The sequence below is a fragment of the Chitinivorax sp. B genome, assembly GCF_005503445.1.
Classification (GTDB): domain Bacteria; phylum Pseudomonadota; class Gammaproteobacteria; order Burkholderiales; family SCOH01; genus Chitinivorax.
Genome location: NZ_SCOH01000003.1, coordinates 125,482 through 150,312, shown reverse-complemented (window position 1 = coordinate 150,312; position 24,831 = coordinate 125,482). Strand labels below are relative to the sequence as shown.

At 54.0% G+C, this 24,831-nt stretch carries 22 protein-coding genes; 20 read left to right on the top strand and 2 right to left on the bottom strand.

Annotated elements, in window-relative coordinates; all coding sequences use genetic code 11:
• Positions 1-34: 34 nt before the first annotated feature.
• From cysB to FFS57_RS03175, 19 genes are all read left to right on the top strand, one after another.
• Complete coding sequence (cysB, locus tag FFS57_RS03260) at positions 35-967, top strand: HTH-type transcriptional regulator CysB (protein ID WP_137936326.1); 933 nt, start codon at positions 35-37, stop codon at positions 965-967.
• Between the two features lie 413 nt (positions 968-1,380).
• Complete coding sequence (locus tag FFS57_RS03255) at positions 1,381-3,366, top strand: AMP-binding protein (RefSeq protein ID WP_137936405.1); 1,986 nt, start codon at positions 1,381-1,383, stop codon at positions 3,364-3,366.
• The gene (locus FFS57_RS03250; RefSeq protein ID WP_137936325.1) at positions 3,366-4,148 is read left to right on the top strand and encodes an ABC transporter ATP-binding protein; all 783 of its coding nucleotides are present in this window, start codon (positions 3,366-3,368) and stop codon (positions 4,146-4,148) included. Before FFS57_RS03255 ends, FFS57_RS03250 begins: the two co-directional genes overlap by 1 nt.
• Before the next feature lie 123 nt (positions 4,149-4,271).
• Complete coding sequence (locus FFS57_RS03245) at positions 4,272-5,165, top strand: branched-chain amino acid ABC transporter permease (RefSeq protein WP_137936324.1); 894 nt, start codon at positions 4,272-4,274, stop codon at positions 5,163-5,165.
• Positions 5,166-5,178: 13 nt separating this feature from the next.
• A complete protein-coding gene (locus tag FFS57_RS03240; RefSeq protein WP_137936323.1) occupies positions 5,179-6,243 on the top strand; it encodes a branched-chain amino acid ABC transporter permease in 1,065 nt (354 codons plus the stop codon).
• 26 nt (positions 6,244-6,269) lie between these two features.
• Complete coding sequence (locus FFS57_RS03235; protein WP_137936322.1) at positions 6,270-7,589, top strand: ABC transporter substrate-binding protein; 1,320 nt, start codon at positions 6,270-6,272, stop codon at positions 7,587-7,589.
• 40 nt (positions 7,590-7,629) lie between these two features.
• Positions 7,630-8,448 (top strand): ABC transporter ATP-binding protein, encoded by an 819-nt coding sequence (locus FFS57_RS03230; RefSeq protein ID WP_137936321.1) that lies wholly within the window; start codon positions 7,630-7,632, stop codon positions 8,446-8,448.
• Complete coding sequence (locus FFS57_RS03225) at positions 8,445-8,831, top strand: MmcQ/YjbR family DNA-binding protein (RefSeq protein ID WP_171013546.1); 387 nt, start codon at positions 8,445-8,447, stop codon at positions 8,829-8,831. The genes FFS57_RS03230 and FFS57_RS03225 overlap by 4 nt, the downstream gene beginning before the upstream one ends.
• On the top strand, positions 8,828-10,063 hold the full coding sequence (locus tag FFS57_RS03220) for a phenylacetate--CoA ligase family protein (RefSeq protein ID WP_137936319.1): 1,236 nt from the start codon (positions 8,828-8,830) through the stop codon (positions 10,061-10,063). Before FFS57_RS03225 ends, FFS57_RS03220 begins: the two co-directional genes overlap by 4 nt.
• Positions 10,064-10,330: 267 nt before the next feature.
• Positions 10,331-11,827, top strand: coding sequence for a CoA-acylating methylmalonate-semialdehyde dehydrogenase (locus tag FFS57_RS03215; protein WP_137936318.1), 1,497 nt, complete (start codon positions 10,331-10,333; stop codon positions 11,825-11,827).
• Positions 11,828-11,832: 5 nt separating this feature from the next.
• Positions 11,833-12,291 (top strand): PaaI family thioesterase, encoded by a 459-nt coding sequence (locus FFS57_RS03210; protein WP_137936317.1) that lies wholly within the window; start codon positions 11,833-11,835, stop codon positions 12,289-12,291.
• 99 nt (positions 12,292-12,390) lie between these two features.
• Positions 12,391-13,551, top strand: coding sequence for an acyl-CoA dehydrogenase family protein (locus FFS57_RS03205; protein ID WP_137936316.1), 1,161 nt, complete (start codon positions 12,391-12,393; stop codon positions 13,549-13,551).
• A 196-nt stretch (positions 13,552-13,747) separates the two neighbouring features.
• A complete protein-coding gene (locus FFS57_RS03200) occupies positions 13,748-14,524 on the top strand; it encodes an enoyl-CoA hydratase (protein ID WP_137936315.1) in 777 nt (258 codons plus the stop codon).
• Positions 14,525-14,610: 86 nt separating this feature from the next.
• Positions 14,611-15,723, top strand: coding sequence for an enoyl-CoA hydratase/isomerase family protein (locus FFS57_RS03195; RefSeq protein WP_137936314.1), 1,113 nt, complete (start codon positions 14,611-14,613; stop codon positions 15,721-15,723).
• Positions 15,724-15,836: 113 nt separating this feature from the next.
• Positions 15,837-16,724 (top strand): 3-hydroxyisobutyrate dehydrogenase, encoded by an 888-nt coding sequence (gene mmsB, locus FFS57_RS03190; RefSeq protein WP_137936313.1) that lies wholly within the window; start codon positions 15,837-15,839, stop codon positions 16,722-16,724.
• An 18-nt stretch (positions 16,725-16,742) separates the two neighbouring features.
• On the top strand, positions 16,743-17,657 hold the full coding sequence (locus FFS57_RS03185) for an MBL fold metallo-hydrolase (RefSeq protein WP_137936312.1): 915 nt from the start codon (positions 16,743-16,745) through the stop codon (positions 17,655-17,657).
• Positions 17,658-17,705: 48 nt separating this feature from the next.
• Positions 17,706-17,867: a hypothetical protein gene (locus FFS57_RS25100; RefSeq protein WP_171013544.1), complete on the top strand. Its 162-nt coding sequence runs from the start codon at positions 17,706-17,708 to the stop codon at positions 17,865-17,867.
• 67 nt (positions 17,868-17,934) lie between these two features.
• Positions 17,935-19,965 (top strand): methyl-accepting chemotaxis protein, encoded by a 2,031-nt coding sequence (locus FFS57_RS03180; protein ID WP_137936311.1) that lies wholly within the window; start codon positions 17,935-17,937, stop codon positions 19,963-19,965.
• Between the two features lie 70 nt (positions 19,966-20,035).
• Entirely contained in the window at positions 20,036-21,007 is a 972-nt protein-coding gene (locus FFS57_RS03175) for a LysR family transcriptional regulator (protein ID WP_137936310.1), read from the top strand.
• A gap of 173 nt (positions 21,008-21,180) precedes the next feature.
• Here the strand turns inward: FFS57_RS03175 and FFS57_RS03170 are convergent, their stop codons facing one another.
• On the bottom strand, positions 21,181-21,576 hold the full coding sequence (locus tag FFS57_RS03170) for a hypothetical protein (protein WP_137936309.1): 396 nt from the start codon (positions 21,574-21,576) through the stop codon (positions 21,181-21,183).
• A gap of 185 nt (positions 21,577-21,761) precedes the next feature.
• Between FFS57_RS03170 and FFS57_RS03165 the strand changes: the two genes are divergently transcribed.
• A complete protein-coding gene (locus tag FFS57_RS03165; RefSeq protein WP_137936308.1) occupies positions 21,762-22,019 on the top strand; it encodes a hypothetical protein in 258 nt (85 codons plus the stop codon).
• Here the strand turns inward: FFS57_RS03165 and FFS57_RS03160 are convergent.
• Positions 22,000-24,549, bottom strand: coding sequence for a collagenase (locus FFS57_RS03160; protein WP_171013542.1), 2,550 nt, complete (start codon positions 24,547-24,549; stop codon positions 22,000-22,002). The genes FFS57_RS03165 and FFS57_RS03160 overlap by 20 nt on opposite strands.
• Between the last annotated feature and the right edge of the window lie 282 nt (positions 24,550-24,831).

Genomic DNA, 24,831 nt, shown 5'->3' with positions numbered 1-24,831 from the left:
TAACTTGATGATATTAAAAATAGGTGCTGGTAAGATGAAGCTGCAACAACTTCGCTATCTTGTTGAGGTCGCCAAGCAGGGACTGAATGTCTCGGATGCGGCGGAGAAATTGCACACCTCACAACCAGGTATCAGCAAACAAATTCGGTTGCTGGAGGATGAGCTGGGCGTGCAGGTGTTCATTCGCAACGGTAAGCGTGTGGTGGACGTATCGCCACCTGGCCGTGAAATTCTGCGAATTGCCGAGCGAATCCTTCGTGAGGCGGGTAACCTGAAGCGGGTGGGTGAAGAATATGCCAATGAGTCGGTTGGCAGCTTGACCATTGCTACCACACATACCCAGGCGCGTTACGCGCTTCCCAGTGTGATTCACCGCTTTGTCGAGCTATTCCCGAAAGTGAAGTTGTCCATCAAGCAGGGCAGTCCCACACAGATCTGCGAAATGGTAGTGGCGGGTGAAGCGGATATTGCCATCGCAACGGAAGGTATTGAGTTGTACCCTGAGCTTGCCATGTTGCCCTGCTATACCTGGAACCGCAGCGTCGTGGTGCCAGAAGGCCATCCGTTGCTGTCGTTGGGGCACAATGTGGCGCTTGAAGAGATTGCTACTTATCCCATCATCACCTATGACTTTGCCTTTGCCGGCCGCTCCAAGATCAACAAGGCATTCGAAACGCGTGGCATTACCCCGAATGTCGTGCTGACCGCTATCGATACTGATGTCATCAAGACTTATGTGGCATTGGGTTTGGGGGTTGGTTTGATTGCCAGCATGGCATTTGAACCGGAGCGCGACGTTGGTTTGCGGTCCATTGATGCCAGCCACTTGTTCGAGCCAAGTACAACCCGCATTGGCGTACGTCGTGACGCATATTTGCGTGGCTACACTTATGCATTCATCGAGCTGTTTGCCCCGCACCAGACACGCGTAGCGGTGGAAGAGGCAATGGGTCGTCGTGACGACTGATTGTGAGTCATGTTCCATTCGATTGGATGGGACATGATCATCCCGTGATTTTCCATGTGGCATTTCTGCTGCATTGCACGATCGAAAAATCCCGCTTGATAGGCCTTGAAACGTTGACAGAGGCCCGTTAATCCAAGTACAGTTAATTCACATATTACGTTTACGTTAACGTAATAACTGCTGAAACGCCGCGTCAGACGGTGCATGCTGCAATCAACAATAAAATCAAATATATCCACGCCGTAACATGTCGAAAGAAGCATGTTGTAGCAATGAACGTCATGCGAAACCATAATAAAAACTCGCGACGTACCTGACAGCCTGCTACAACGACCTTGATCAGTCCTCGTTCTTCGTGGAGGCCGATTGAGCTGCTTTGCAGAACAAACGGAAGGATGGATGGAGACATGGATATGCAGCAACCAGCAGGGTTTGCCCGGCCTGCATCTGCAGGTCGGGCTGACACGTTTCCCCGCTTGATGCTTGAACTGGCTGTTCAACATGGCAATCATCCTGCCATTCGTGAAAAAGACCTAGGCATCTGGCAAACCTGGACATGGGCTGAAGTGGCGCAGGAAGTGCGTCTGTTAGCCTGCGGCCTACTTGCTCGTGGCTTCCGGCGTGGTGATCGGCTTGGCGTGATCGGCGACAATCGCCCCCGCCTCTATTGGTCGATGCTGGCAGCCCAGTGCCTGGGCGGCATTCCGGTACCGCTGTATCAGGACGCCGTGGCCGATGAAATGGTCTATGTACTGCAAGATGCTGACATTCATATTGCAGTGGTGGAGGATCAGGAGCAGGTCGACAAGCTGCTTGAAATCCGCGATCGCTGTCCAGGTCTACAAGCCATCGTCTATGACAATCCTCGCGGAATGCGGCACTACACCGATGCCATGTTGCTTGATTATGTCGGGCTGCGCGCTGAAGGGGAGCTGAGCTATCAAGTGCAGCCTGAACAGTTCTCACGGGAAGTCGCCCAAGGGCAATCGAGCGACATTGCCATCATGCTTTATACCTCTGGGACGACTGGCCAGCCGAAGGGCGTCTGTCACACCCATCTGGCTTGCATCACCATGGCGCAGGTCGATGCGGAATTCGATGGGCTGGATCGACACGATGCAGCCGTGGCCTATCTGCCGATGGCCTGGGTCGGGGATCACCTGTTTTCCTACGCGCAGGCTTTGGTAACGGGCTTTACCGTGCATTGCCCAGAGTCATCCGACACGGTGATGAGTGACATGCGCGAAGTTGGGCCAACCTATTTCTTTGCTCCACCGCGAATTTACGAAAGTATTCTCACGCAGGTTTCCATCCGCATGGAGGACGCAAGTTGGATCAAGCGCCGGGTATTTCGCTTTTTCATGGATCAAGCCAAGCTGATTGGCCCACAGATGCTGGATGGTCATCGTGTCTCGTTTGGGCAGCGATTGACCTATTGGCTGGGCAATCTACTGGTGTTTGCGCCCTTGAAAAATGTGCTGGGTTTAAGCCGTGTCAAAGTTGCCTACACCGGCGGTGAAGCCATTGGCCCGGATCTGTTTGATTTCTATCGCTCACTGGGGATCAATCTGAAACAGCTTTATGGCATGACTGAAACATTTGTTTCAGTGTGTATGCATCCCAATGGTGGTGTGAAGCTGGGTACGGTTGGGAAACCGATGAAAGGCGTCGAGATCAAGTTGGATGAGAGCGGCGAGATCATGGTCAAAAGCCCGGGATTGTTGAAGGAATATTTCAAGCGACCGGATGCCACGGCGGAGGCGTTCACGCAGGATGGTTTTTTCCATACGGGTGACGCGGGATATTTCGACGATGAGGGCCACCTGCGTATCATCGATCGTGCCAAAGACGTAGGCAAGATGAACGATGGCACGCTCTTCGCACCGAAATTCATTGAAAACAAGCTCAAATTCTTTCCTTATATCAAGGAAGCAGTGGTCTTCGGTGACAAGCGAGACGAAGCTACTGCCTTTATCAATATCGATATGCAGGCAGTCGGCAACTGGGCGGAACGACATGGCCTGCCTTACTCCGGCTACACCGATCTGGCTGGGCAGGTGGCTGTATACGAGCTGATTCGCGAATGTGTGAAAAAGGTCAACAAAGATCTGTCGCACGATTCAAAACTGGGTGGTTCGCAAATCAAGCGTTTCCTGGTTCTGCACAAAGAGCTGGACGCAGATGACGGTGAATTAACTCGCACGCGCAAAGTGCGGCGTCGTTATATTGCTGAAAAGTACCAAGTGCTGATTGATGCGCTCTATGAAGGCCTGGCTCACTGCGAAGTGGATGCCCAAGTACGCTTCGAGGATGGTCGTACCGGTCACATTCGGGCTGATCTGAAGATATGGGAGGTACGTACCTTCCCAGTCGTTGATATGCGGAAGGAGGCTGCCTGATGGGGCAGGCAATCGGCGATGTGATGCTGAAGGTAGACAACATCTCACTATCGTTTGGTGGGGTGAATGCGCTGACCAATATCAGCCTGGATGTCCGGGAGCACGAGATTCTGTCGATCATCGGCCCGAATGGTGCTGGCAAGAGCTCGATGCTGAATGTGATCAATGGTGTCTATCACCCCCAGCAAGGCAGCATTACCTACAAGGGCAAGACCCGCGCGCAAATGAAACCGCATGAGGCAGCAAAGCAGGGCATCGCTCGTACCTTCCAGAATATTGCCTTGTTCAAGGGTATGAGCGTGCTGGACAACATCATGACCGGCCGAAATTTGAAATTGCGCAGCAGCTTTCTGGCACAAGCGCTGTATTGGGGGCGTGCGCAGCGGGAAGAAATCAGCCATCGCCACAAGGTGGAAGAGATCATCGATTTTCTGGAGATCCAGGCTATTCGCAAAACACCGGTAGGCCGCTTGCCCTATGGACTGCAGAAACGGGTTGAACTGGGGCGTGCATTGGCGGCCGAGCCGGATATGTTGCTGCTGGATGAGCCAATGGCAGGCATGAATGTCGAAGAAAAACAGGATATGTGCCGTTTCATTCTGGATGTGAATGATGAGTTCGGCACCACCATTGTACTGATCGAGCATGACATGGGCGTGGTCATGGATATCTCCCATCGCGTCGTGGTGCTGGATTATGGCAAGAAGATCGGGGATGGACCGCCAGACCAGGTGCGTAGTGACCCGGCTGTGATTGCCGCATACCTCGGTACGACACACTGATTGCAGCGTTATCGGGCTGACAGCCTGATTTTGCGGTAGCCAGGGACAAGGGCATCACCACATTCAGCCAGCAGCCGGTCGCTCCAATGCTGGATTGACCCCTTCGGAAAGTGAGGCTGTGCCATGCAGTTTTTCTTTGAAGTACTGATTGGTGGTTTGCTTTCCGGCGTGATGTATTCGCTGGTGGCGATTGGCTTCGTGCTGATTTACAAAGCATCCGGTGTGTTCAACTTTGCGCAGGGCGCCATGGTACTGTTCGCGGCACTGACTTTTGTCAGTATTCTGGCCAAAGGGGTGCCATTCTGGCTGGCGTTGTTGATCACGTTGGGTGTCATGGTGTTACTGGGATTGGCGATTGAGCGGGTAGTGCTACGCAAGTTGGTGAATCAGCCCCCTATCTCGCTGTTCATGGCCACTATTGGGCTGAGTTTCTTTCTGGAAGGCTTTGGCCAGGCGCTGTGGGGTACCGAGGTACATGGGTTGGATCTGGGTATTACCGATGAACCCGTGGGCTGGTTGCTGGATGAATATAACTTGTCGATTTCCAAGTTCGATCTGTTTGCATCTGGTACGGCAGGGGTGCTGGTAACTACACTGGCGTTGTTCTTTAACCGTACACGTATCGGGCGCGCCTTGCGGGCGGTAGCTGATGATCATCAGGCGGCATTGTCGATCGGCATTCCGCTGCAGCACGTGTGGGCGGTGGTGTGGGGAGTAGCCGGCTTGGTGGCGCTGGTGGCTGGGCTATTGTGGGGATCGCGGCTTGGGGTGCAGTTTGCGTTGACGCTGGTGGTACTGAAGGCATTGCCAGTATTGATTCTGGGCGGGTTTGAATCGATACCCGGAGCCATTGTCGGTGGTTTGATTGTCGGGGCGGGTGAAAAGCTGGCTGAAGTGTATATCGGGCCGCATATCGGTGGGGGCATCGAAAACTGGTTCCCTTACGTACTGGCGCTTGCGTTTCTGCTGGTGCGACCAGAGGGTTTGTTTGGCGAACGCCATATCGAACGGGTATGAGGGAGTGTAAACCATGATCTATCGTGAGGCGGGCCAGTTCAAAACCAGTTACGCAGCCGACTCGGCCATTTTCCCCATCGCGCAGGAACGTTATGCCTTGCTGGTGTTGCTGTTGCTTGCATTCATCGCAGTACCAATGTGGGGGAGCGAATACTTCATTGGCTCGATACTGGTTCCGTTTCTGATTTTAAGCCTGGCCGCCTTGGGACTGAACATCCTGACCGGTTATGCCGGCTTGTTATCTCTGGGGTCGGCGGCTTTCATGGCGGTTGGGGCCTTCGCGGCCTACAACTTCATGTTGCGTGTCCCGGGCATGCCGCTATTACTTGCATTTGTGTTGGCAGGCCTGGTCTCGGCTGGGGTGGGGATTGTATTTGGCCTGCCCAGCCTGCGGATCAAAGGCTTCTATCTGGCGGTGGCGACACTGGCCGCCCAGTTCTTCATCGAGTGGGCATTGACTAAGTTTGGCTGGTTTTCCAATTACAGCTCGTCGGGGGTGATCTCAGCGCCGAAGATGCAAGTATTCGGCATGGCCATCGATACCCCGCAGATGCGTTATCTGCTGACGTTGACGGTGGTGGTGGCATTGACTGTGGCGGCCAAGAACATGATACGCAGTAGCACGGGGCGTGCCTGGATGGCGGTACGGGACATGGATGTGGCTGCCGAAGTGATCGGAATTCCTATCCTTAGAACCAAATTGCTGGCTTTTGCCGTCAGTTCGTTCTATTGCGGGGTGGCGGGCGCGCTGTGGGCATTCATCTTTCTGGGGACGGTCGAACCACAGGCATTTGATCTGCGCCGTAGTTTCGAGATTCTGTTCATGATCATTATCGGAGGGATGGGCACGGTGTTGGGTAGCTTTCTGGGGGCGGCCTTCATTGTGTTGTTGCCGATTTTGCTGAATGTAATGGCGGGATGGCTGCATGGGGCGGTCAGCAGCCAGTTACTGTCGAATCTGGAATACATGGTATTCGGTGCACTGATCATGTTCTTTCTGATCGTGGAACCATTGGGCTTGGCACAGTTGTGGCGGATTGCGAAGGAGAAGCTGCGTTTGTGGCCGTTTCCGCATTAAGCAAACCGAAACCGGAGGAGAAGACAATGAAAACAAAGCATCTGGCAGCAGTGGTGGGCTGTAGCGCGGGGTTACTCGCAACCTCGTTGCTGGCGGCAGGTGAGCAGTTCATTCCCATGCCCAGTTATCGTATTGGACCTTATGCAGCAGGCGGTACTGGGGTGTATGGTGGATTCATTGATTATCTCAACTACATCAATATCAAGGAAGGCGGGGTGGGCGGCGTCAAGCTGACATACGAGGAGTGCGAAACCGAATACAAAGTGGATCGCGGTGTAGAGTGTTATGACCGGTTGAAGGGTAAAGGGCCAACCGGTGCCTCGATGTTCAACTTTCTGTCGACCGGCATTACCTATGCTGTGTTGGAGCGAGCTGCCCAGGACAAGATTCCGATCGTGTCGATTGGCTATGGCCGCACTGACGCTTCCGACGGCAGGGTGTTCCCATGGGTATTTCCATTGCTGACCAATTACTGGAGCCAGAGTACCACCAAGATCAAGTTCATTGGCCAGCGTGAAGGTGGAATGGACAAACTGAAGGGCAAGAAGATCGTCAACCTCTATCATGGCTCGGCTTATGGCAAGGAAACCATCCCGGTATTGGAAGCACAGGCCAAGAAATATGGCTTCGAGCTGTCCAATGTCGAAGTACCGGCCCCTGGTAATGAGCAACAGTCGCAATGGCTGCAAATTCGGCAACTGAAGCCGGACTGGGTGATCCTGCGCGGGTGGGGCGTGATGAGTGCTGCGGCAATCAAGGCCGCTGCCAAGGTGGGCTTCCCGCGGGACAAGATGGTGGGGGTATGGTGGGCAGGGGCTGAAGACGATGTTGTGCCAGCCGGTGGCGTGGCAAAGGGCTATATTGCTGCCGCCTTTGCACCTTCGGGTGCGAATTATCCGGTGGTACAAGACATCAAGAAAGTTATCTATGGCGCGGGTAAAGGCAATATGCAGGACTCGAACCGGGTTGGCCACGCCAACTATAACCGCGGGGTAGTGCATGGCATTTTGAATGTGGAAGCCATTCGTGTGGCACAGGGCAAATTCGGCAAGAAACCGCTGACTGGTGAACAAGTCCGTTGGGGGCTAGAGCACCTCAAGATCGACGACAAGCGCCTGAAAGAGCTTGGCGCAGTGGGATTGGTACCGCCACTGGCGACCAGCTGTATGGATCATGAGGGGGCTGGCATGGTGCGTTTTCAGCAATGGGATGGCACACGCTGGATTCCGATCACCGACTGGGTGGCCGCTGACAAAGGTTTGGTACGGCCGATGATCGAGGCATCAGCGGCAGCCTATGCCAAAGAGAAGGGTGTCACGCCACGTGATTGCAGCAAAGAAAACTGACTTTGGCCGTATCCGTCAATCAAGTACAAGGGACTGACACATGGGCATAGCCGAAAACCCGTATTTGCTGTCGGTGAACAACATCGAGGTGATCTACAACCATGTGATCCTGGTGCTGAAAGGCGTCTCATTCGACGTGCATGAGGGCTCGATTGTCGCGTTACTGGGGGCGAATGGGGCTGGCAAGACCACTACCCTGAAGGCGATCAGTAATCTGCTCAAAGCCGAGCGAGGCGAAGTCACCAAAGGCAGTATCGAGTTTCAGGGCGAACGGGTGGATGTGATGACACCGGCGCAGTTGGTGACGCGGGGAGTGATTCAGGTGATGGAAGGGCGGCACTGTTTTCAGCATTTGACGGTTGAGGAAAACCTGCTGACGGGTGCCTATACCAACAGGTCTGGCAGGGCCGCAATTACACAGGATCTGGAGAAGGTCTACACCTATTTCCCTCGATTGAAAGAACGGCGCAAGAGCGTGGCAGGCTATACATCGGGTGGTGAGCAGCAGATGACTGCTATTGGCAGGGCGTTGATGGCCCGCCCCAGAATGATCCTGCTGGATGAGCCTTCCATGGGGCTGGCACCGCAGATCGTCGAGGAGATCTTCGGTATCGTGAAGGATCTCAACCAGCGGGAGCGTGTATCTTTTCTGTTGGCAGAACAGAACACCATGGTGGCGTTGCGTTATGCCCACTTCGGCTACATTCTGGAAAACGGCAGAGTGGTGATGGATGGCGATGCCCAGTCATTGGCAGCGAATGAAGATGTGAAGGAATTCTACCTGGGCTTGGCCGGTGAAGGCCGCAAAAGCTTCAAGGATGTCAAACACTACCGACGCAGAAAGCGATGGCTGACATGAGTATTGATTTTGACCAATGCCGACAAATCTGTGCCGCCTTGCCATTGAGCGAAGTCGATATCAAATGGGGCACCGCCGAATGCCATTGTGTGGTGGGCAAGATGTATGCCATCTTCGGCACGGAGGGCAGTGTACCGCCCAAGCTGTCCATCAAGGTGGACACGCGCCGGTTTCTGGAGCTGACCGAGGTGCCGGGCATCACGCCTGCTCCTTATCTGGCCCGCCATCACTGGGTGACATTGACAGTTGACTGTCAATTGCCGGCAGACGAGATTGCTGCTTTGATACGCGAATCTTTTCAACTGATTGCGGCGAAGCTGCCCGCCAAGACACGTCAAGCAATCGCCAGTCAATCCGCCATGATGGAGACTCCTTCCACATGAGTGAGCATTTTGACACGCTTGAAACCCGGCCGCCTGGGCAACGTGAATCGGCACTGCTCAATCAGTTGCCCAATTATGTTGAACATGCAATCAAGAATACCGCCTATTACCGTGACGTACTGCAGTCATTCGATCCGCAACAGATCAATTCACGCGATGCGCTGGCCAGGTTGCCGTTGACCCGTAAAGCAGCACTGGTCAGCCTGCAGGCGCAGCAAGCTCCATTTGGTGGCCTGGCTGCTATACCGGTATCGTCGATGGTGCGCGTGTTCCAGTCACCCGGTCCTATCTATGAGCCACAGGGTGAGGCGGGTGACCATTGGCGCATGTCACGTGCATTGTTTGCTGCAGGCGTACGTGCCGGTGAGTTGGTGCATGTCGGTTTCAGTTATCACCTGACCCCAGGAGGGTGGATGGCCGATGCTGCGGCACGTGCCCTGGGTTGTGCGGTGTTCCCGGCCGGGACTGGTAATACCGAGCTGCAACTGGCTGCCATGCAACAATTGCAACCTACCGCCTATTGTGGCACGCCATCGTTGTTGAAGATTTTGATCGACAAGGCTGCAGCGCAAAAGCAGAAGCGGCTCAGTGTCCGGCATGCGCTGGTTTCCGGTGAGGCTTGTTCGCCCAGCCTGAAGGCGTGGTTTGCAGAACATGGTGTCGCGGTTTTTGAATGTTATGCCACGGCTGAATTGGGCCTGATTGCCTATGAAACACCCGCCCGCGAAGGGCTGGTTGTGGACGAAGGGGTATTGCTGGAGCTGGTTGACCCACAGACCGGACAACCTGTGCCAGAAGGTGAGACCGGTGAAATTGCTGTCACGCTGTTCAGCCCGGCCTACCCGCTGATTCGCCTGGCCACTGGCGACCTGTCCGCGGCCTTACCAGGGACTTCACCTTGCGGTCGGACCAATATGCGTATCAAGGGCTGGTTGGGCCGTGCTGACCAAACCGTCAAAGTGCGGGGAATGTTCGTCTACCCGCAGCAGGTGGCGCAAGTGATCAGGCGACACCCGGAGCTGACCCGTGCAAGGCTGATTGTCGGGCAGCAGAACCACCTGGATGAATTGGCAATTCACTGTGAAACCATCTACCCCGGCGATACCTTGGCCCAGGCAGTGGTTGGTAGTGTGCGGGACATCTGCAAACTTCGCGCCGAAGTGGTGTTCTGCCCGCCGGGCAGCATGCCAGACGATGGCAAGCTGATTGACGATCAGCGTCAGTTGAATTGAGCGATCCGGTCAAGGCCAGTCAGCTCAGGAGCTGATGTGATAGCCGGTAGCAGTGTGTTCTGCGGTAGACCGATTCACTGGATAAACACCGGACCAGTTTAACTATGGATGCAAGCGGCTGGAATTGACAGTGTTTGCTGACAAAGCCGACAGATCGCGGTCAAATGAACAGTGAACGACATTCTTTTTAAAAGCTCGCCTCGTTCACAAGATGGGGCGAAATGTGAAGGAAGCCCCAACGAGGCTTCATAAGAAGGAGATGGACGTATGAGTACCCCCACCGTCAAACTGCTGATCAATGGCGAGTTTGTGGAATCCCGCAGCACCAAATGGAAAGATGTGGTCAACCCGGCCACGCAGGAAGTCCTGGCTCGCGTTCCATTTGCCACCCCAGAGGAAATCGATGCTGCTGTAGCCGCCGCCAAAGCGGCCTTCAAGACTTGGCGCAAGACGCCGATCGGTGCCCGGGCTCGTATCTTCCTCAAGCTGCAACAGCTGATTCGTGACAATATGGCTGAACTGGCCGCCACGCTGACGGCGGAGCAGGGCAAGACCCTGGCAGATGCCGAAGGAGATGTGTTCCGGGGATTGGAAGTGGTGGAACATGCAGCCAACATCGGTTCGTTGCAGATGGGCGAATTTGTCGAAAACGTCGGCAATGGCATTGATACCTACACCGTATTGCAGCCCCTTGGGGTTTGTGCAGGTATCACCCCATTCAATTTTCCCGCCATGATTCCATTGTGGATGTTCCCGATGGCCATTGTCACGGGTAATACCTTCGTGCTGAAGCCTTCCGAGCAGGATCCGATGGTAACGATGAAACTGGTCAAACTGGCGGTCGAGGCAGGGATTCCCCCTGGAGTGTTGAATGTGGTGCATGGTGGCGAAGATGCAGTGAATGCCATCTGTGATCACCCGGATATCAAGGCGATCAGCTTTGTGGGCTCTACCAAGGTGGGTACCCATGTTTACAATCGCGCCACCCTCAATGGCAAGCGTGCGCAATGCATGATGGGTGCCAAGAATCACGCCATCGTTCTGCCGGATGCCAATAAGGACCAAACACTCAATGCCTTGGTGGGCGCAGGTTTTGGTGCCGCAGGCCAGCGCTGTATGGCGATCTCGGTGGCAGTGCTGGTGGGCGATGCCAATGACTGGATTCCCGAACTGGTCGCCAAGGCGAAGACGCTTAAAGTTGGCCCCGGCAAGGATAACCTGGATTTGGGGCCGTTGATCTCCTGCGCTGCCAAGGACCGCGTCACCACCCTGATTCAAAAAGGTATCGAGCAGGGTGCCACGCTGGAGCTGGATGGCCGTGATGTGAAGGTACCCGGCCATGATCAGGGTAACTTTGTTGGCCCGACCATTTTCAGCAGCGTCAAGCCTGGTATGGCCGTCTACGATCAGGAAATCTTTGGCCCGGTGTTGTGCATCGTGTCGGTCAACACACTGGATGAGGCCATCGAGCTCATCAACGCCAACCCCAATGGCAATGGGACTGCGATCTTTACCCAAAGCGGTGCAGCGGCACGTCGTTTCCAGCAGGATATCGATGTGGGACAGGTCGGGGTCAATGTACCGATTCCAGTACCGGTGCCCTTGTTCAGCTTCACCGGTTCGCGTGGTTCCAAGCTGGGTGATCTGGGGCCTTACGGCAAGCAGGTGGTGATGTTCTATACCCAGACCAAGACCATTACCGAACGCTGGTTCGATGATGCGGTGACCGCTGGCAAGGTGAATACCACCATTTCGCTGCACTGATCCATATGGTGATCACGCCTGCCGATCCACATTTCGAGGCACGTACCCGCAACAGCTTTGCCCGCCAGCAGGCCATGCACCTGCTGGGGGCAAGTATGACGCGGGTGGCGGCTGGCGAGGTGGAAATCATGTTGCCACATCGGCCAGAACTGACGCAGCAGCACGGCTTCTTCCACGGTGGCATTGTTGCAACGATTGCAGACGTTGCCGGGGGTTGCGCTGCCTTCACCCTATTCAAACCAGATGAATCGATTCTCACCGTCGAATTCAAAATCAACCTGGTAGCCCCGGCCGATGGTGAAAGATTGGTTGCCATCGGCACGGTGAAAAAGCCAGGGCGGACATTGACCGTCTGCGAGTTTGAGGTGCTGGCCGACAAAAGTGGGCAACGTAAACCTTGCGCATACGGCTTGCAGACGTTGATGTGTGTGCGGGACAGGCCGGGTATCGCCGAAGCGGATTGATGACCTGTACGTGATCATGGCCCGGGTTTGGCAGGTAAGCCCAGGGCATTGTCCAATCAACGGCAACCATGACCGTTTTCAATTGAAGTCAGAGCTGATATGGATTTTGAACTGAACGAAGACCAACTCGCGTTTCAGCGGACTGCTCGCGAGTTTGCAATGAATGAAATGGCCCCACAGGCAGCCGAGTGGGACGAGGAGTGCATTTTCCCTAAAGCTGCCATTGCCCGCGCGGGTGAGCTGGGTTTCTGCGGTTTGTATACACCGGATAGTGCCGGCGGGTTGGGTTTGTCACGACTGGATTCGGCCATCATTTTTGAAGAACTGGCCGGAGGTTGCACGTCGACCGCTGCTTTCATCACCATTCACAACATGGCGACCTGGATGATTGCCACCTGGGGCACCCCCGACGTGTTGGCGCAATGGTGCCCGGATCTGACCCAAGGTACCCGTTTGGCTTCCTATTGCTTGACCGAGCCAGGTGCCGGTTCAGATGCGGCCAGCCTCAAAACCACGGCCAGGTGCGAGGGTGAGTACTATCTGCTGAATGGCGCCAAGGCATTCATCTCCGGTGCGGGTGACACCGATGTGCTGGTGGTCATGGCCCGTACGGGCGAGGCGGGTGCCAAAGGTATTTCTGCATTCGCGGTGCCGGCGGATCTGCCTGGCATCAGTTATGGCAAGAAAGAACGCAAAATGGGTTGGAACAGCCAGCCCACCCGTGTCATCAATTTTGACAATGTCCAGGTTCCCATTGCCAACCGGCTGGGCTCGGAAGGGGAAGGCTTCCGCATTGCCATGAAAGGCATCGACGGTGGCCGTATCAACATCGGCACCTGCTCGGTGGGGACAGCACAAGCTGCCATCAACGCGGCACAGGCTTATATGCAGGAGCGCAGCCAATTCGGCAGGAAGCTGGCTGATTTTCAGGCGCTGCAATTCAAACTGGCCGACATGGTGACCGAGCTGGTTGCCGCCCGTCAGATGATCCGGCTGGCTGCCTGCAAGCTGGATGCCAACGCCCATAACGCGACCAGCTATTGTGCGATGGCCAAACGGTTTGCAACCGATGCCGCTTTCAGGATATGCGTAGACGCACAGCAGATTTTCGGCGGCTACGGCTATATCAAGGAGTATCCGCTGGAACGTTATGTCCGCGACAGCCGGGTACACCAGATTCTGGAAGGCACCAACGAGATCATGCGGGTCATTATCAGCCGCGAGGTCTTGCGGGATGGGGCGCTGGAGGATTTGCGCTAGTGACGTTGCATTTGGACCAGGCAGTGACGGATGAAGCTGCCTGGCTGATGGAGCTCGATTGTCATGGCAAAACGGCAAAGCGCGTGTAACACATTGAATTAGCCCTGCCAAATCGGCCCGACCTTCGATTCGGCAGGATTCAATTATATGGGGGGTGAAACAGCCAGCCCCCGACTTAGATCGACATGAGGTGACCATGACATCACTACTGACTCTGGAAAAGCTCGGCCATACTGCTTTATTGACCATCAATAATCCACCGGCCAATACCTGGAACGCAGAGAGTCTGACAGCATTGAAGCAGCGCATTCACGAGCTGAATGCAGATCGCAACATCTATGCGCTGGTGCTGACTGGCCAAGGCGAGAAGTTCTTTTCTGCCGGGGCTGATCTCAACCTGTTTGCCGACGGAGATGTGGGTAATGCCCGCAATATGGCGCGGGTATTTGGCGAAGCATTTGAGACGCTGGCGCAATTCCGTGGCGTCTCGATAGCGGCGATCAACGGTTACGCCATGGGCGGTGGTCTGGAGGCTGCATTGGCCTGCGATATTCGAATCGCGGAAGCGCAAGCGGTCATGGCGCTGCCAGAAGCCGCTGTTGGTTTGTTGCCTTGTGCTGGCGGAACACAGAACCTGTCCTGGCTGGTGGGTGAGGGCTGGGCCAAGCGCATGATCCTGTGTGGTGAACGTGTGAATGCAGAGCAGGCGTTGAAGATTGGTTTGGTGGAAGAGGTTGTCGCCAAAGGTACTGCCAAAGATGCAGCGCTGGCGCTGGCCAACAAAGCCGCCAACCAAAGCCCGTCCGCTATTGCCAAGTGCAAACAATTGATTCAACAAGCCCGCTTCCAGCCGATGTTTCATGCCTTGCCGGCGGAACGGGAAGCATTCGCTGATCTATTCCATACCGAAGACCAGAAAGAAGGTGTCAGTGCCTTCCTGCAAAAGCGTAAGCCGGAATGGAAGCATCGCTGATTGCAGTTGGTCGGGTATGAAGGCAGGTTGAGCCTGCCTGTTGCAATGAAAGATGGCATGAAGCTGACAGTAAAAATGGAGAAACAATGAACGACCCCGTTTTGTTTGAGTTGAAGGCGGCGGCGAATGGCAAGCAGGTGGCATTTGCCACGCTGAATGTCGAAAAATCGCTCAATGCGCTGAGCCTGGAAATGATTGACCTGCTGGCTGAGCAATTGGATGTCTGGGAGCTGGATCCCACCATTGCCATGGTCGTGCTGCAAGGGGCCGGTGACAAGGCATTTTGTGCTGGGGGCGATATCGTCAAACTGTATCAGTCGATGGTCAAGCACGGTCATGAACGTAACGCCTATGCCGAGACTTTCTTCGAGAACGAATACCGTCTGGATTATCTGATCCATACCTACACCAAGCCGATTCTATGCTGGGGGCACGGTATTGTGATGGGAGGGGGGCTGGGCCTGATGGCGGGGGCATCACATCGGGTGGTGACTGAAAAATCCCGTATCGCCATGCCAGAAGTCACTATCGGCCTGTACCCGGATGTGGGCGGCTCATGGTTTCTGAACCGCATGCCGGGGCGTGTCGGTTTGTATCTGGGCTTGACTGGTGCCAGCCTGAACGCGGCGGATGCGATGTTTGTAAAGCTGGCAGACCACTATGTCGACAGCAGCCAAAAGCAGGCCGTCTTCGATAACCTGTTAGGGACGGATTGGGCGGATGATTATCGTTCCAACCACCATAAACTGTCGACACTACTGCGGCAGCATCGAGGTCTACAGCCGATGGCCGTATCGCCGGTACGCATGCATCTCGATTTTATCAATGAGGTCACCAACTTCGATAGTGTGGAAGAAATCGCCCAAGCCTTGGCGATGCACCAGCCGGATGATGCGTGGATCAAACGTGGGGCTGAAACTTTGCGCAAAGGCTCACCAACCTCTGCCAAGCTGATCTTCGATATCTACCGTCATGCCATACATATGTCGCTGGAAGAAGTGTTTGCGATGGAGTTGGGTGTATCAGTGCAGTGCTGCCTGCAACATGATCTTCGTGAGGGGGTCAGGGCGTTGCTGATCGATAAGGACAATCAGCCGGTATGGTCACCCGCTACTTGGGAGGAAGTGACCAAAGCACATATCGATCAACACTACGTACCACCATGGGGCGAAGACGCACACCCGTTTGCCGATTGGTAGACAGATCAATTGTGTCGGCGTGACCTACCACTGATTGGTAGTACTAACCCTAAGTCTAAAGCGGCGCCATTGAATGTCGACAGTGCGCCCGACAATAAGTGAGGACAACAACCATGAACACCATTGCATTTATCGGATTGGGCCATATGGGTGGCCCGATGGCATTGAATCTGATCAAGGCGGGTTATATGTTGCAGGTTTTCGATCTGGTGCCTGCATCGTTGGAAATAGCCAAGGCAGCTGGCGCAAAGGTGGCCAGCTCGGCCATGGAGGCAGTCAAGGACGCCAGCGTGGTGATCTCCATGTTGCCAGCCAGTCAGCATGTGGAAGATTTATATTTGGGCCGGGGTAATTTGTTGTCGCATTTGTCGGCGGGTGCCTTGGTAATCGATTGTTCCACCATTGCCACACAAACGGCCATCACTGTTGCCAAAGTGGCGGAGGCCAAGGGTTTTGACATGATCGATGCACCTGTATCGGGCGGTACGGCCGGCGCTGCCGCTGGCACGCTGACGTTCATCGTGGGTGGCAGCCAGTCGGCGCTGGATCGTGCCAGACCATTACTGGAGAAAATGGGCAAGAACATTTTCCATGCCGGGGCACATGGAGCCGGTCAGACTGCGAAAATCTGCAACAACATGCTGCTTGCCATTCATATGATCGGTACCGCTGAGGCATTGAATCTGGGGGTGTCGCTGGGATTGGACCCCAAAGTCCTTTCTGAGATCATTCAGAAAAGCTCCGGCCGTAATTGGAGCACTGAGGTATACAACCCGTGGCCCGGGGTAATGGAAAATGTGCCTGCCAGTCGTGAATACCAAGGGGGGTTCGGTGTCGATCTGATGCTCAAAGACCTGGGGCTGGCCATGGAGGCAGCCTTACATGGCAAGTCGCCAACACCTCTGGGTGCCGTTGCCCGTAATCTCTACCACATACATAGTCAGGCAGGGCAAGGCGGGCTGGATTTCTCTAGCATTCTGACGCTGCTGCAGAAGCATTGATCAGGTAAGCGATCCATCATGACATTGCCACCAAGCATGCAGGTCATCTGCCGGGGTTGGTTGAATGCCAACCATGTGCTGTTTCTGCATGCCGGTGACAATGTATTGATCGATACGGGTTACTGTACCCATGCAGACGAGACGCTGCGTTTATTGCGTCAGCCATCGGCGCTTGGCGATGCGCCCTTGCATCGCATCCTCAATACCCACTGTCATTCTGATCATATGGGTGGCAATGCCCGGTTGCAGCAGGTGTATGGTTGTCGGGTACTGGTACCTGCAGCCGAGGCACAACACATCCAACACTGGGACGGGCGTGCACTTTGGCTGGATGTGGCAGGTCAGCGGGCGGAGTCCTTCGAAGTAGATGGCCTGATTGCACCAGGGGATGAGCTATGGCTGGGAGGAACGCGCTGGCAGGCATTAGCGGCACCGGGGCATCGCATGGAGGCATTGGTCTTTTACTGCCCTGCCTATCGTGTGCTGATTTCTGGGGATGCGCTGTGGGCGAATGGTTTGGGTGTGATCAATATTCAACAGGCCGATGCGCTGGATGCGGCGCTTGCCACGCTGGACATGATCGATGCGCTGCCAATTGACTGGGTGATTCCTGGCCATGGTTGGCCATTTAATGATGCCAAGGCAGCAATTGTTCGAGCCCGACAGCGATTGGAGGCTACCCGGCGTGATCCGGTCAAAGCGGCTTGGGCTATGCTCAAGGCGCTGTTCATATTCAATCTGCTGGAGCATGGCAGTTTAAGCCGTGATGCGGCGGGGCAGCTGTTAGGGCGGGTTGATTTTTATCGTGAGCTGAATCAGTACTATTTGCAGTTATCAAATGATGAGCTGGCGGAGAAATTGCTAGCCGATCTGGTGCGCAGTGGCGCAATCTATTTTCAGCAAGATCACATTTTTACAAATGTGATGGCCTGAATCATTTACTTCAATACATTCGAAATTATTATATTAAATGGTGGGTATGTGAGTGATATCGCCTTTGAGCATGGCTTTGGTAGTCAGTTGATGTATTTTGGCTGCCTGGGACTGGCCGGGTGGGATGAGTGTGAATTTTTATTTAAAACATTCGAAATTAAAGAATTAAATAAATTTGCCTTGATTGAATTTGTGAATGTTCTAACCTAGAGAGGCGTTGTTATATCAATAAAAACAGGGTGGATGGCGATTTATCATATTTGATGAATGGGATGAGATGATGGGCCTATCCAAGTCGTCGATCAATCTTCGGGTGTCGCTGAGTGCCAGTGTACTGGTGGTGATGGTGTTTGTTGTGGTAGCCATTCTGCTTGGGCGCAATGTTGGCAGCCAAATATCAGCCGAAAAAGAGCACGAAGTGGCCTCGGCCCGAGACAGCATGGTGCGGCTACTTTCTGCCTACAACGCGACATTGAAGGAAGATGTCGTCCGTACCGCCAAATTGTTTGTGGATGATTTCAACGGTACCTTTGAGGTGGATGCTGCCGAAATGCCCGCAGGGGATAAGCAAGCACCGACAATCAAAGTGGGTGGGGTTGTAATCAACAATAACTTCACTGTCGTCGATCACTTCGCCTCGCGAACAGGTGGCAATGCCACGGTATTTGTGAAAAAGGGTGAGGATTTTATCCGGGTCAGCACATCGGTCAAAAAAGAGAATGGTGATCGTGCGGTGGGAACCGTTCTGGATCTCCAGTCACCTGCTTATGCTCAGATGCAGGTTGGTCAGCCTTATACGGGCCGGGTGACGCTGTTTGGCAAACAGTTCATGACGCAGTACGAGCCAATCAAGGACGCTGCTGGCAAAGTGATAGGCATCCTTTACATTGGGCTCGACTTTACCCAGTCGCTGGACAACATCAAGCGTGATCTGAAAGCGCAGTACCAGGATGAATTGGGCTTCTCATTTGCCATCGACACACGGCCGGGCAAGCCTTATGGCCAGGTGGAGTTTCACCCGGTGCTTGAGGGCAAGAACATTGTCAGTGACAACAAGCTGGTTTCTGCCACTGCCATTCAGGAAATGCTGCAGGCCAAGCAAGGCACGGGTGTGTATACCTGGCCGAACCAACAGGGGCAGCCCAAGTCCTGGCTGGTTTCCTACAGTATTGTGCCGGATTGGGGCTGGATGGTGGCAGTCGCCCGGGATATGGATGCAATCCGGGCGGTGGGTAATTCAGTACGTAATATTGTGCTGTGGGTTTCCTTGATGGCCGCTGTGCTGTTGTCAGTGGTACTGGCCATGATGCTTAAACGAATGATCACTGTGCCCTTGCAGGGTGTATTGGCTGATTTGTCGGCATTGGCGCAGGGTAATTTCCGCATCAAAGTGACGGTCAATCGAGATGACGAACTCGGCCAGCTACAACGGGCAATTCATGATGTACAGCAAGCCACGTCCAGTGCAATTGCTGACATCACCAGGGCATCAGCCGATGTCGGGAGTGCTGCCGAGCAGATTCATGTTGCCACCGAAACGGTATTGCAGGGTGCTACGGTACAGAGTAATGCGGCCGAGGCAATGGCGGCCACTGTCGAGGAAATGTCAGTCAGTATCAGCCGGATTGCCGATGGAGCGAAGGATGCTGAGCACTTGTCAAGAAGCTCGGGCGACTTGTCTCGCAGCGGTGCAGAGGTGATCAACAAGGCGACCGATGCCATGACCAAGATTGCTGATTCAGTGCGTGATGCGTCGAAGGAAATCCATTTCATGGGTGAGCAATCATCCCGCATTTCGAGCATTGTGAGCGTCATCAACGAGATTGCCGAGCAGACCAACCTGCTGGCTCTCAATGCCGCGATCGAATCGGCCCGTGCTGGTGAGCAGGGACGGGGCTTCTCGGTGGTGGCGGATGAAGTGCGCAAGTTGTCGGAACGTACCGCCCAGTCCACGCGGGAGATCGCTGACATGATCGAGAGTGTGCAGGGTGCCACCAAGCGCGCGGTCGCCATCATGGATCGTGGTGTTTCGATGGTGGAGGATGGTGTCAGTCTGGCCAGTGCTGCAGGGCAGTCCATCAGCAAGATTCGGGACAGCTCGTTCAAGGTGGTGCAGCGGGTGGAGGAGATGACTGCCGCGCTGGACGAGCAGAACACCGGCAGCCAGGATGTCGCACAGCATGTGCAGGGGATTGCCGTAATGGCTTCACAGACCAGTCAGCAGACCAATGAGTTGGAAGCCTTGGTAAACCGTTTGAAGAAGGATGCAGTCATGCTGACCAAGGCTACTGAGCGCTTCTGCGTTTGAGCCTCCATTTGCTGTGCTGTGTCCCTTGCCTTCCCGCTGAACGCACGTTAGCGTGTCAGCGGGAGGAAGCATGGTAACCACACATATCAGTTTTGATCTAAAAGGGCTGGAAGTCTTCACCGCCATTGTCGAAGCCGGTGGGATGACCGCAGCAGGTCAGCGGTTAGGAATGACGCAGTCATCCGTTTCACAAAGCGTCGCCAATCTGGAAACGCAGTTGCACGTCCAGCTTCTGGACCGTTCGCAGCGCCCCCCTATGTTGACCCCGTTGGGTAGGCAATTCTATGAAAGGGCGGTGCGCTTGCTCAATGAAGCTCGCCAAGTCAGCGTGGAGTTTCGCCGCCAGGACTCCACGCCGCTCAAGCATGTTCGTATCGCGTTGGTGGATTCACTGGCGACCAGTGTTGGCAAGGAGCTGGTCGAAGCTGTGAAGCGCCGTACCGCACATTGGTCATTGGTCACCGGACAATCACATCAGCACGCTGAATCGTTGCTGGCACGTAAGGTGGATATCATCATTTCCGACGATGCTGTCATCAACCATCCGGAGCTGTTCCGGCGCCGTTTGATGCGTGAGCCGTTCATTCTGGTGGTGCCGCTGGATTTCAAAGGGCCCGTCAATAGCCTGCGGACGTTGGCTGCAGCTTTTGATTTCATTCGTTATAACACCGCGACGGTAATCGGTCGGACCATCGAGCAGCAGCTGTTGCAATGGGGAATCAACCCGCCGTTACGCATGCAATTGGATAATTCCTATGCGATTTTGCAAATGGTCAAGGCGGGGGTGGGGTGGACGTTGACTACACCATTGTGCCTGCTGCAAAGCGGGCTCAAGACGGGAGAGGTGCAATGCCTGCCTGTGCCGGAAGGCGAGTTTATCCGTGAGCTGACCTTGGTTGCCCGGGCCGATGAGTTGGGCCACTTGCCGCAGCAACTTTCCGATGACAGCGTGACTTTGTTACAACAACGATATTTACCGGTGTTGGCAGAGAGTGCGCCGTGGCTGTTACCAAGAATTCTGCTGGGGCATGACCCAAGATAGGGTAGCACTACAATTGGCTCAGCAAATTGCCGGGCAGTTTGCTTGTATTGTGGGCAGGTTTATGCCATTGCGCTAATCGAGAGTGGCGGGCGGGGTGGGGTGCTAGATAAAAAGGTGAAACAGCCCCCGCAGCAGACATTACACGCCGTGGTTGCAGGGGCAAGGGGACTCGATCAGGCTGAGGCCGACCATTCGGAAATCAGCAGATCATCAATGATCTTGCGGTATTTTCCGGCAACGGCATCCGTCATGGTGGAGTACAGCTCGGTATTGAGCAGATCCTTTTGGGTCGCATGGCGAAACCAGTTCTTGTGGAACTTGTCGGCCAGTTTCTTGGCCTGTTTCTTCATGCCAGGGTCCGGCTTGCGACTATTCAGAAAGTGGGAAAACATTGCCGCACGACCTTGAGCATAATTGGCATCAATGGCTGATACCAATACTTGCTGCGCAAAGCGACGTGCCTCGCTAGACATGGCCATTCTGGTGATGGTCTTGGCGTAGCTGGGCCAAAAATAGGTGAGGATTTCACGGGTTTCCCGGTCATCAAAAACCAGGTCACGTTCGGCCATATCAATAAGACTTCTAATGACGACGCTCACGGTATGTTTCTCTTACTTGTCATATCATTTGTATATGATAAATGAATTAACGTTGTCAGGTCAACGATTTTAGCTACCGTAAAATTACTGAGTTGTCAGGTAGATGCCGACGAGCGTGGCAATTTAGCAGATTTAAGGAAAAGCGGTAGGTGGGTGTGGCAAAGATTGCGCTTTTTTCCATTGCTGATTCAATGGCTTGTTATCAATGTGCCGCAGAATGTCTATCACTGACAACAAATGGCACTATAACGATACAGGTATTTGTCATGTTTGGCTACTATGTCGTTATCAAGCAATTGCTTGGGGGTGATTTGTTGAAGGATGGAGGGATTTGGCGGCTGGAAACAAAAAAGCGTGACCTTGGTCACGCTTTTTTGTTTCCAGCTCAGTGGCTTATTGCCAGTATGCCGTAGAGCGTCCATCACTGCCGATAAACGGCACTGAAGATGTGCAGGTATTGGGAAGACAGCTGCCACCATACAGTGGGTAGTTCTTACTCGGCTGGCCGTCAACCCGTACGGTAAAGCGATAGGTTCGACCGTTGTATAAGGTCTGATCCTGATCACGATACTGTTGGTGGGTACTGAAGTTGCCCACCGGTTGCGGGGTGGTACCACCTGTTGTCGACCCTTCTTGCCAGAATGCACGCACTCTGTTGTCACTGGTGCTGAACGGATACTGGCTGGTGCAATTGCCTGGGTTGCAGCTACCACCATACAGCGCATAGTTGCCATCAGGTTTGCCATCGATCAATACATTGAATGTGTAGCGTTTGCTATTGAGCTGCACCGTATCGTTGTGGCGATACTGCTTGTAGATGTCAAAACCGTTGATAACCGGGCCTGGCGTGCTGTCGACGCTGGTCCAGTATGCGTGAACTCGGCCATCGGTGGAGCGATATTGCTTGCCGGCCGGTGAAACGCTGTCGCCGTACAAGCCGTAACCTGAGGTTTGTTTGCCGTCAATCAGTACTACCAGCTTGTAGCGCTTGCCGTCATACAGGGTTTCGTCGTTCAGGAAATACTGTTTGGTACGGTCGAAGGTAGTTTGGCCGGTCGGATTGGGTTTGGTGTTGTCCGTACCTTTGGCGTTATTGGCGCCGCCGGCGTATCGAGCACCTGCAAAGGAGCCGCCGACATCGACAGTATCCAGCCAGCGGTTGAATTCATCGTCATAACGGGTACCGATGCGTTCAAACAGCAGTTTGCCATATTCATCATATTTGCCTGCACGCAGCGCGACGGCTACCTGTTCGATATCGGCGCGATGACGTTCGAACATGAAACGCATGGCCAGATAGCCCCACTTGTAACAGCGGTTCTGGTAGTCGGCCATATCATAGGTATTGCGGAAAATGGTGCTCAGCGGATAAGTCTTCAGACGTGCCGCTTCAACAGCTTCCGTATAGTTGTTTTCATATGCGAAGTATTCACCCAGGCCTTCCATCCACCAGACGATCGGCTGGCCTGACCAATAAGCCTTGCCATAGTTCTCGATGTTGTAGATGTTATCGATGTAGTGAATGAACTCGTGCTTCAGGTTCCAAATCAGCGGCTGGCCCTCTTTGTGATAGGCGTAAAAGCGCTGAACGTTGCCAGGCTGACTGGGGTCGCCCTCCATGGTGATGCCACCATTGTTGGTGTCGATACCGTAGATCGGGCCACCATATTTGCTGTAGTCATCCTTGCTCTTGAATGCGATGACTTCCAGGCCGGCATTGAATTTGGTCGGGATAATGTTGGCATCGCTCGGTGCAACGCCGAACATAGAGTAGGTAAACAGCTTCTCTTCGTCCAGCAGCAGCTGGCACGCCTTGATCAAATCTGCTTGGGAGTAGCCCTGTGAGAGGATCTTGATGGTAGGTGTGCAATTGCGGGTGGACGTCAGTACGGCTGCTTGCCATTTTTCCTTGGCATCACAGGTACCATAGTCATTGCAGTTGCCATTGTCGTGTTCGCGAATCTTCCGGGCGGCGCTCAACCAAATGGCTTCGCCACGTGTGAACAAACCAACACCGTTCAGACCATTACGGATCATTGGGCGGATCTGGGATTTCAGCTCAGGGAATTGCAGCATGTCAGCTACCGTTCCCATGGCATTACTCAGCAAGTATTCGGTTGACGTACCGATCAGTCGGTTATTGTTACGGTACAACGCATAAACGGCGTTGGCATAGCTGATGTCACGCTTGACGACCTCGGTGGCGGGCTTGTCGTAGTAGTACATCGGGCTGAACAGACGCAGGATCTCATTGACTGCAGACGCTGTGCTGGAATAGGCCAGGAACTCTGTATTGGCTTCATACAGCTTGGCTTTGATGACCGGCAGGAAGTAGTTGTAATCCTTGGTATGACTGATCAACTTGTAACCACTTTGCAGGATGTCACCGTTTTCCCACCAGATTTTGCGGGAACCAGATGAGGCGAACAGTTTCTCCAGGCCGGCTCGAATCTCGTGTTTCAAGGTTTCGCTGAAGCCTGTTTCCTTGCTGTTGTTCGATTTGTAGTAGTAACCAGCACGCAGATATTCCTGCAATTCGTTGATATTTTTTGCATTGGTGCCATCGTAATCGCTTGCCGCACGACGGAATTCGCTCGCGACCATCAGCATCTGTTGCTCATCGAACAGGATGGCAGCCTGTGTCGGGGTGGCATCGAATAGCGTGTTGGAGCAGTTGGCTGTCTTGACCTTTTCAACCAGGTCCCAGCCTCGATAGCGGATCAGGTCATTCAATTGGCAGCGTTTGGCCAAGCTCTTGGCTGACATGACGGTCTTGCGCTTGCCGTGGCCGTGATCATGATCTGCGTCAACAGCCGCCTTTTCACGCGGTGGCTTGGGGGCTGCGTTTTTGGGTAAGGCCAGGTCGGCATGTGCCTGACTGACAAGCAGGGTACCCAGTGCAAACAGACATGCTACGGTCGTGCGATTCAGTAGGTGCGACATTTCCAAAGTCATCCTCGATGGTTCGGTCAATTGTTATATGTTCGAATGAATGACGGTCATTTACTCAGCAATGCCGTGAAAATTTCGAACATCGTTACATTCGAATTAAGTGGCGGATGGTATGAGCAATGACATGTGCATGTCAAGGCGCTATGAAAATGTCACATTGTTATTTTTATCAGGGTAATGCCATTGGTGTTTTTTTGTGGTGGTAGCACCACTACGGGGCATCCAGACTGGCTCTGGCGCTGTTGCAGTGCGCCAAGATTAAGAATGCGAATG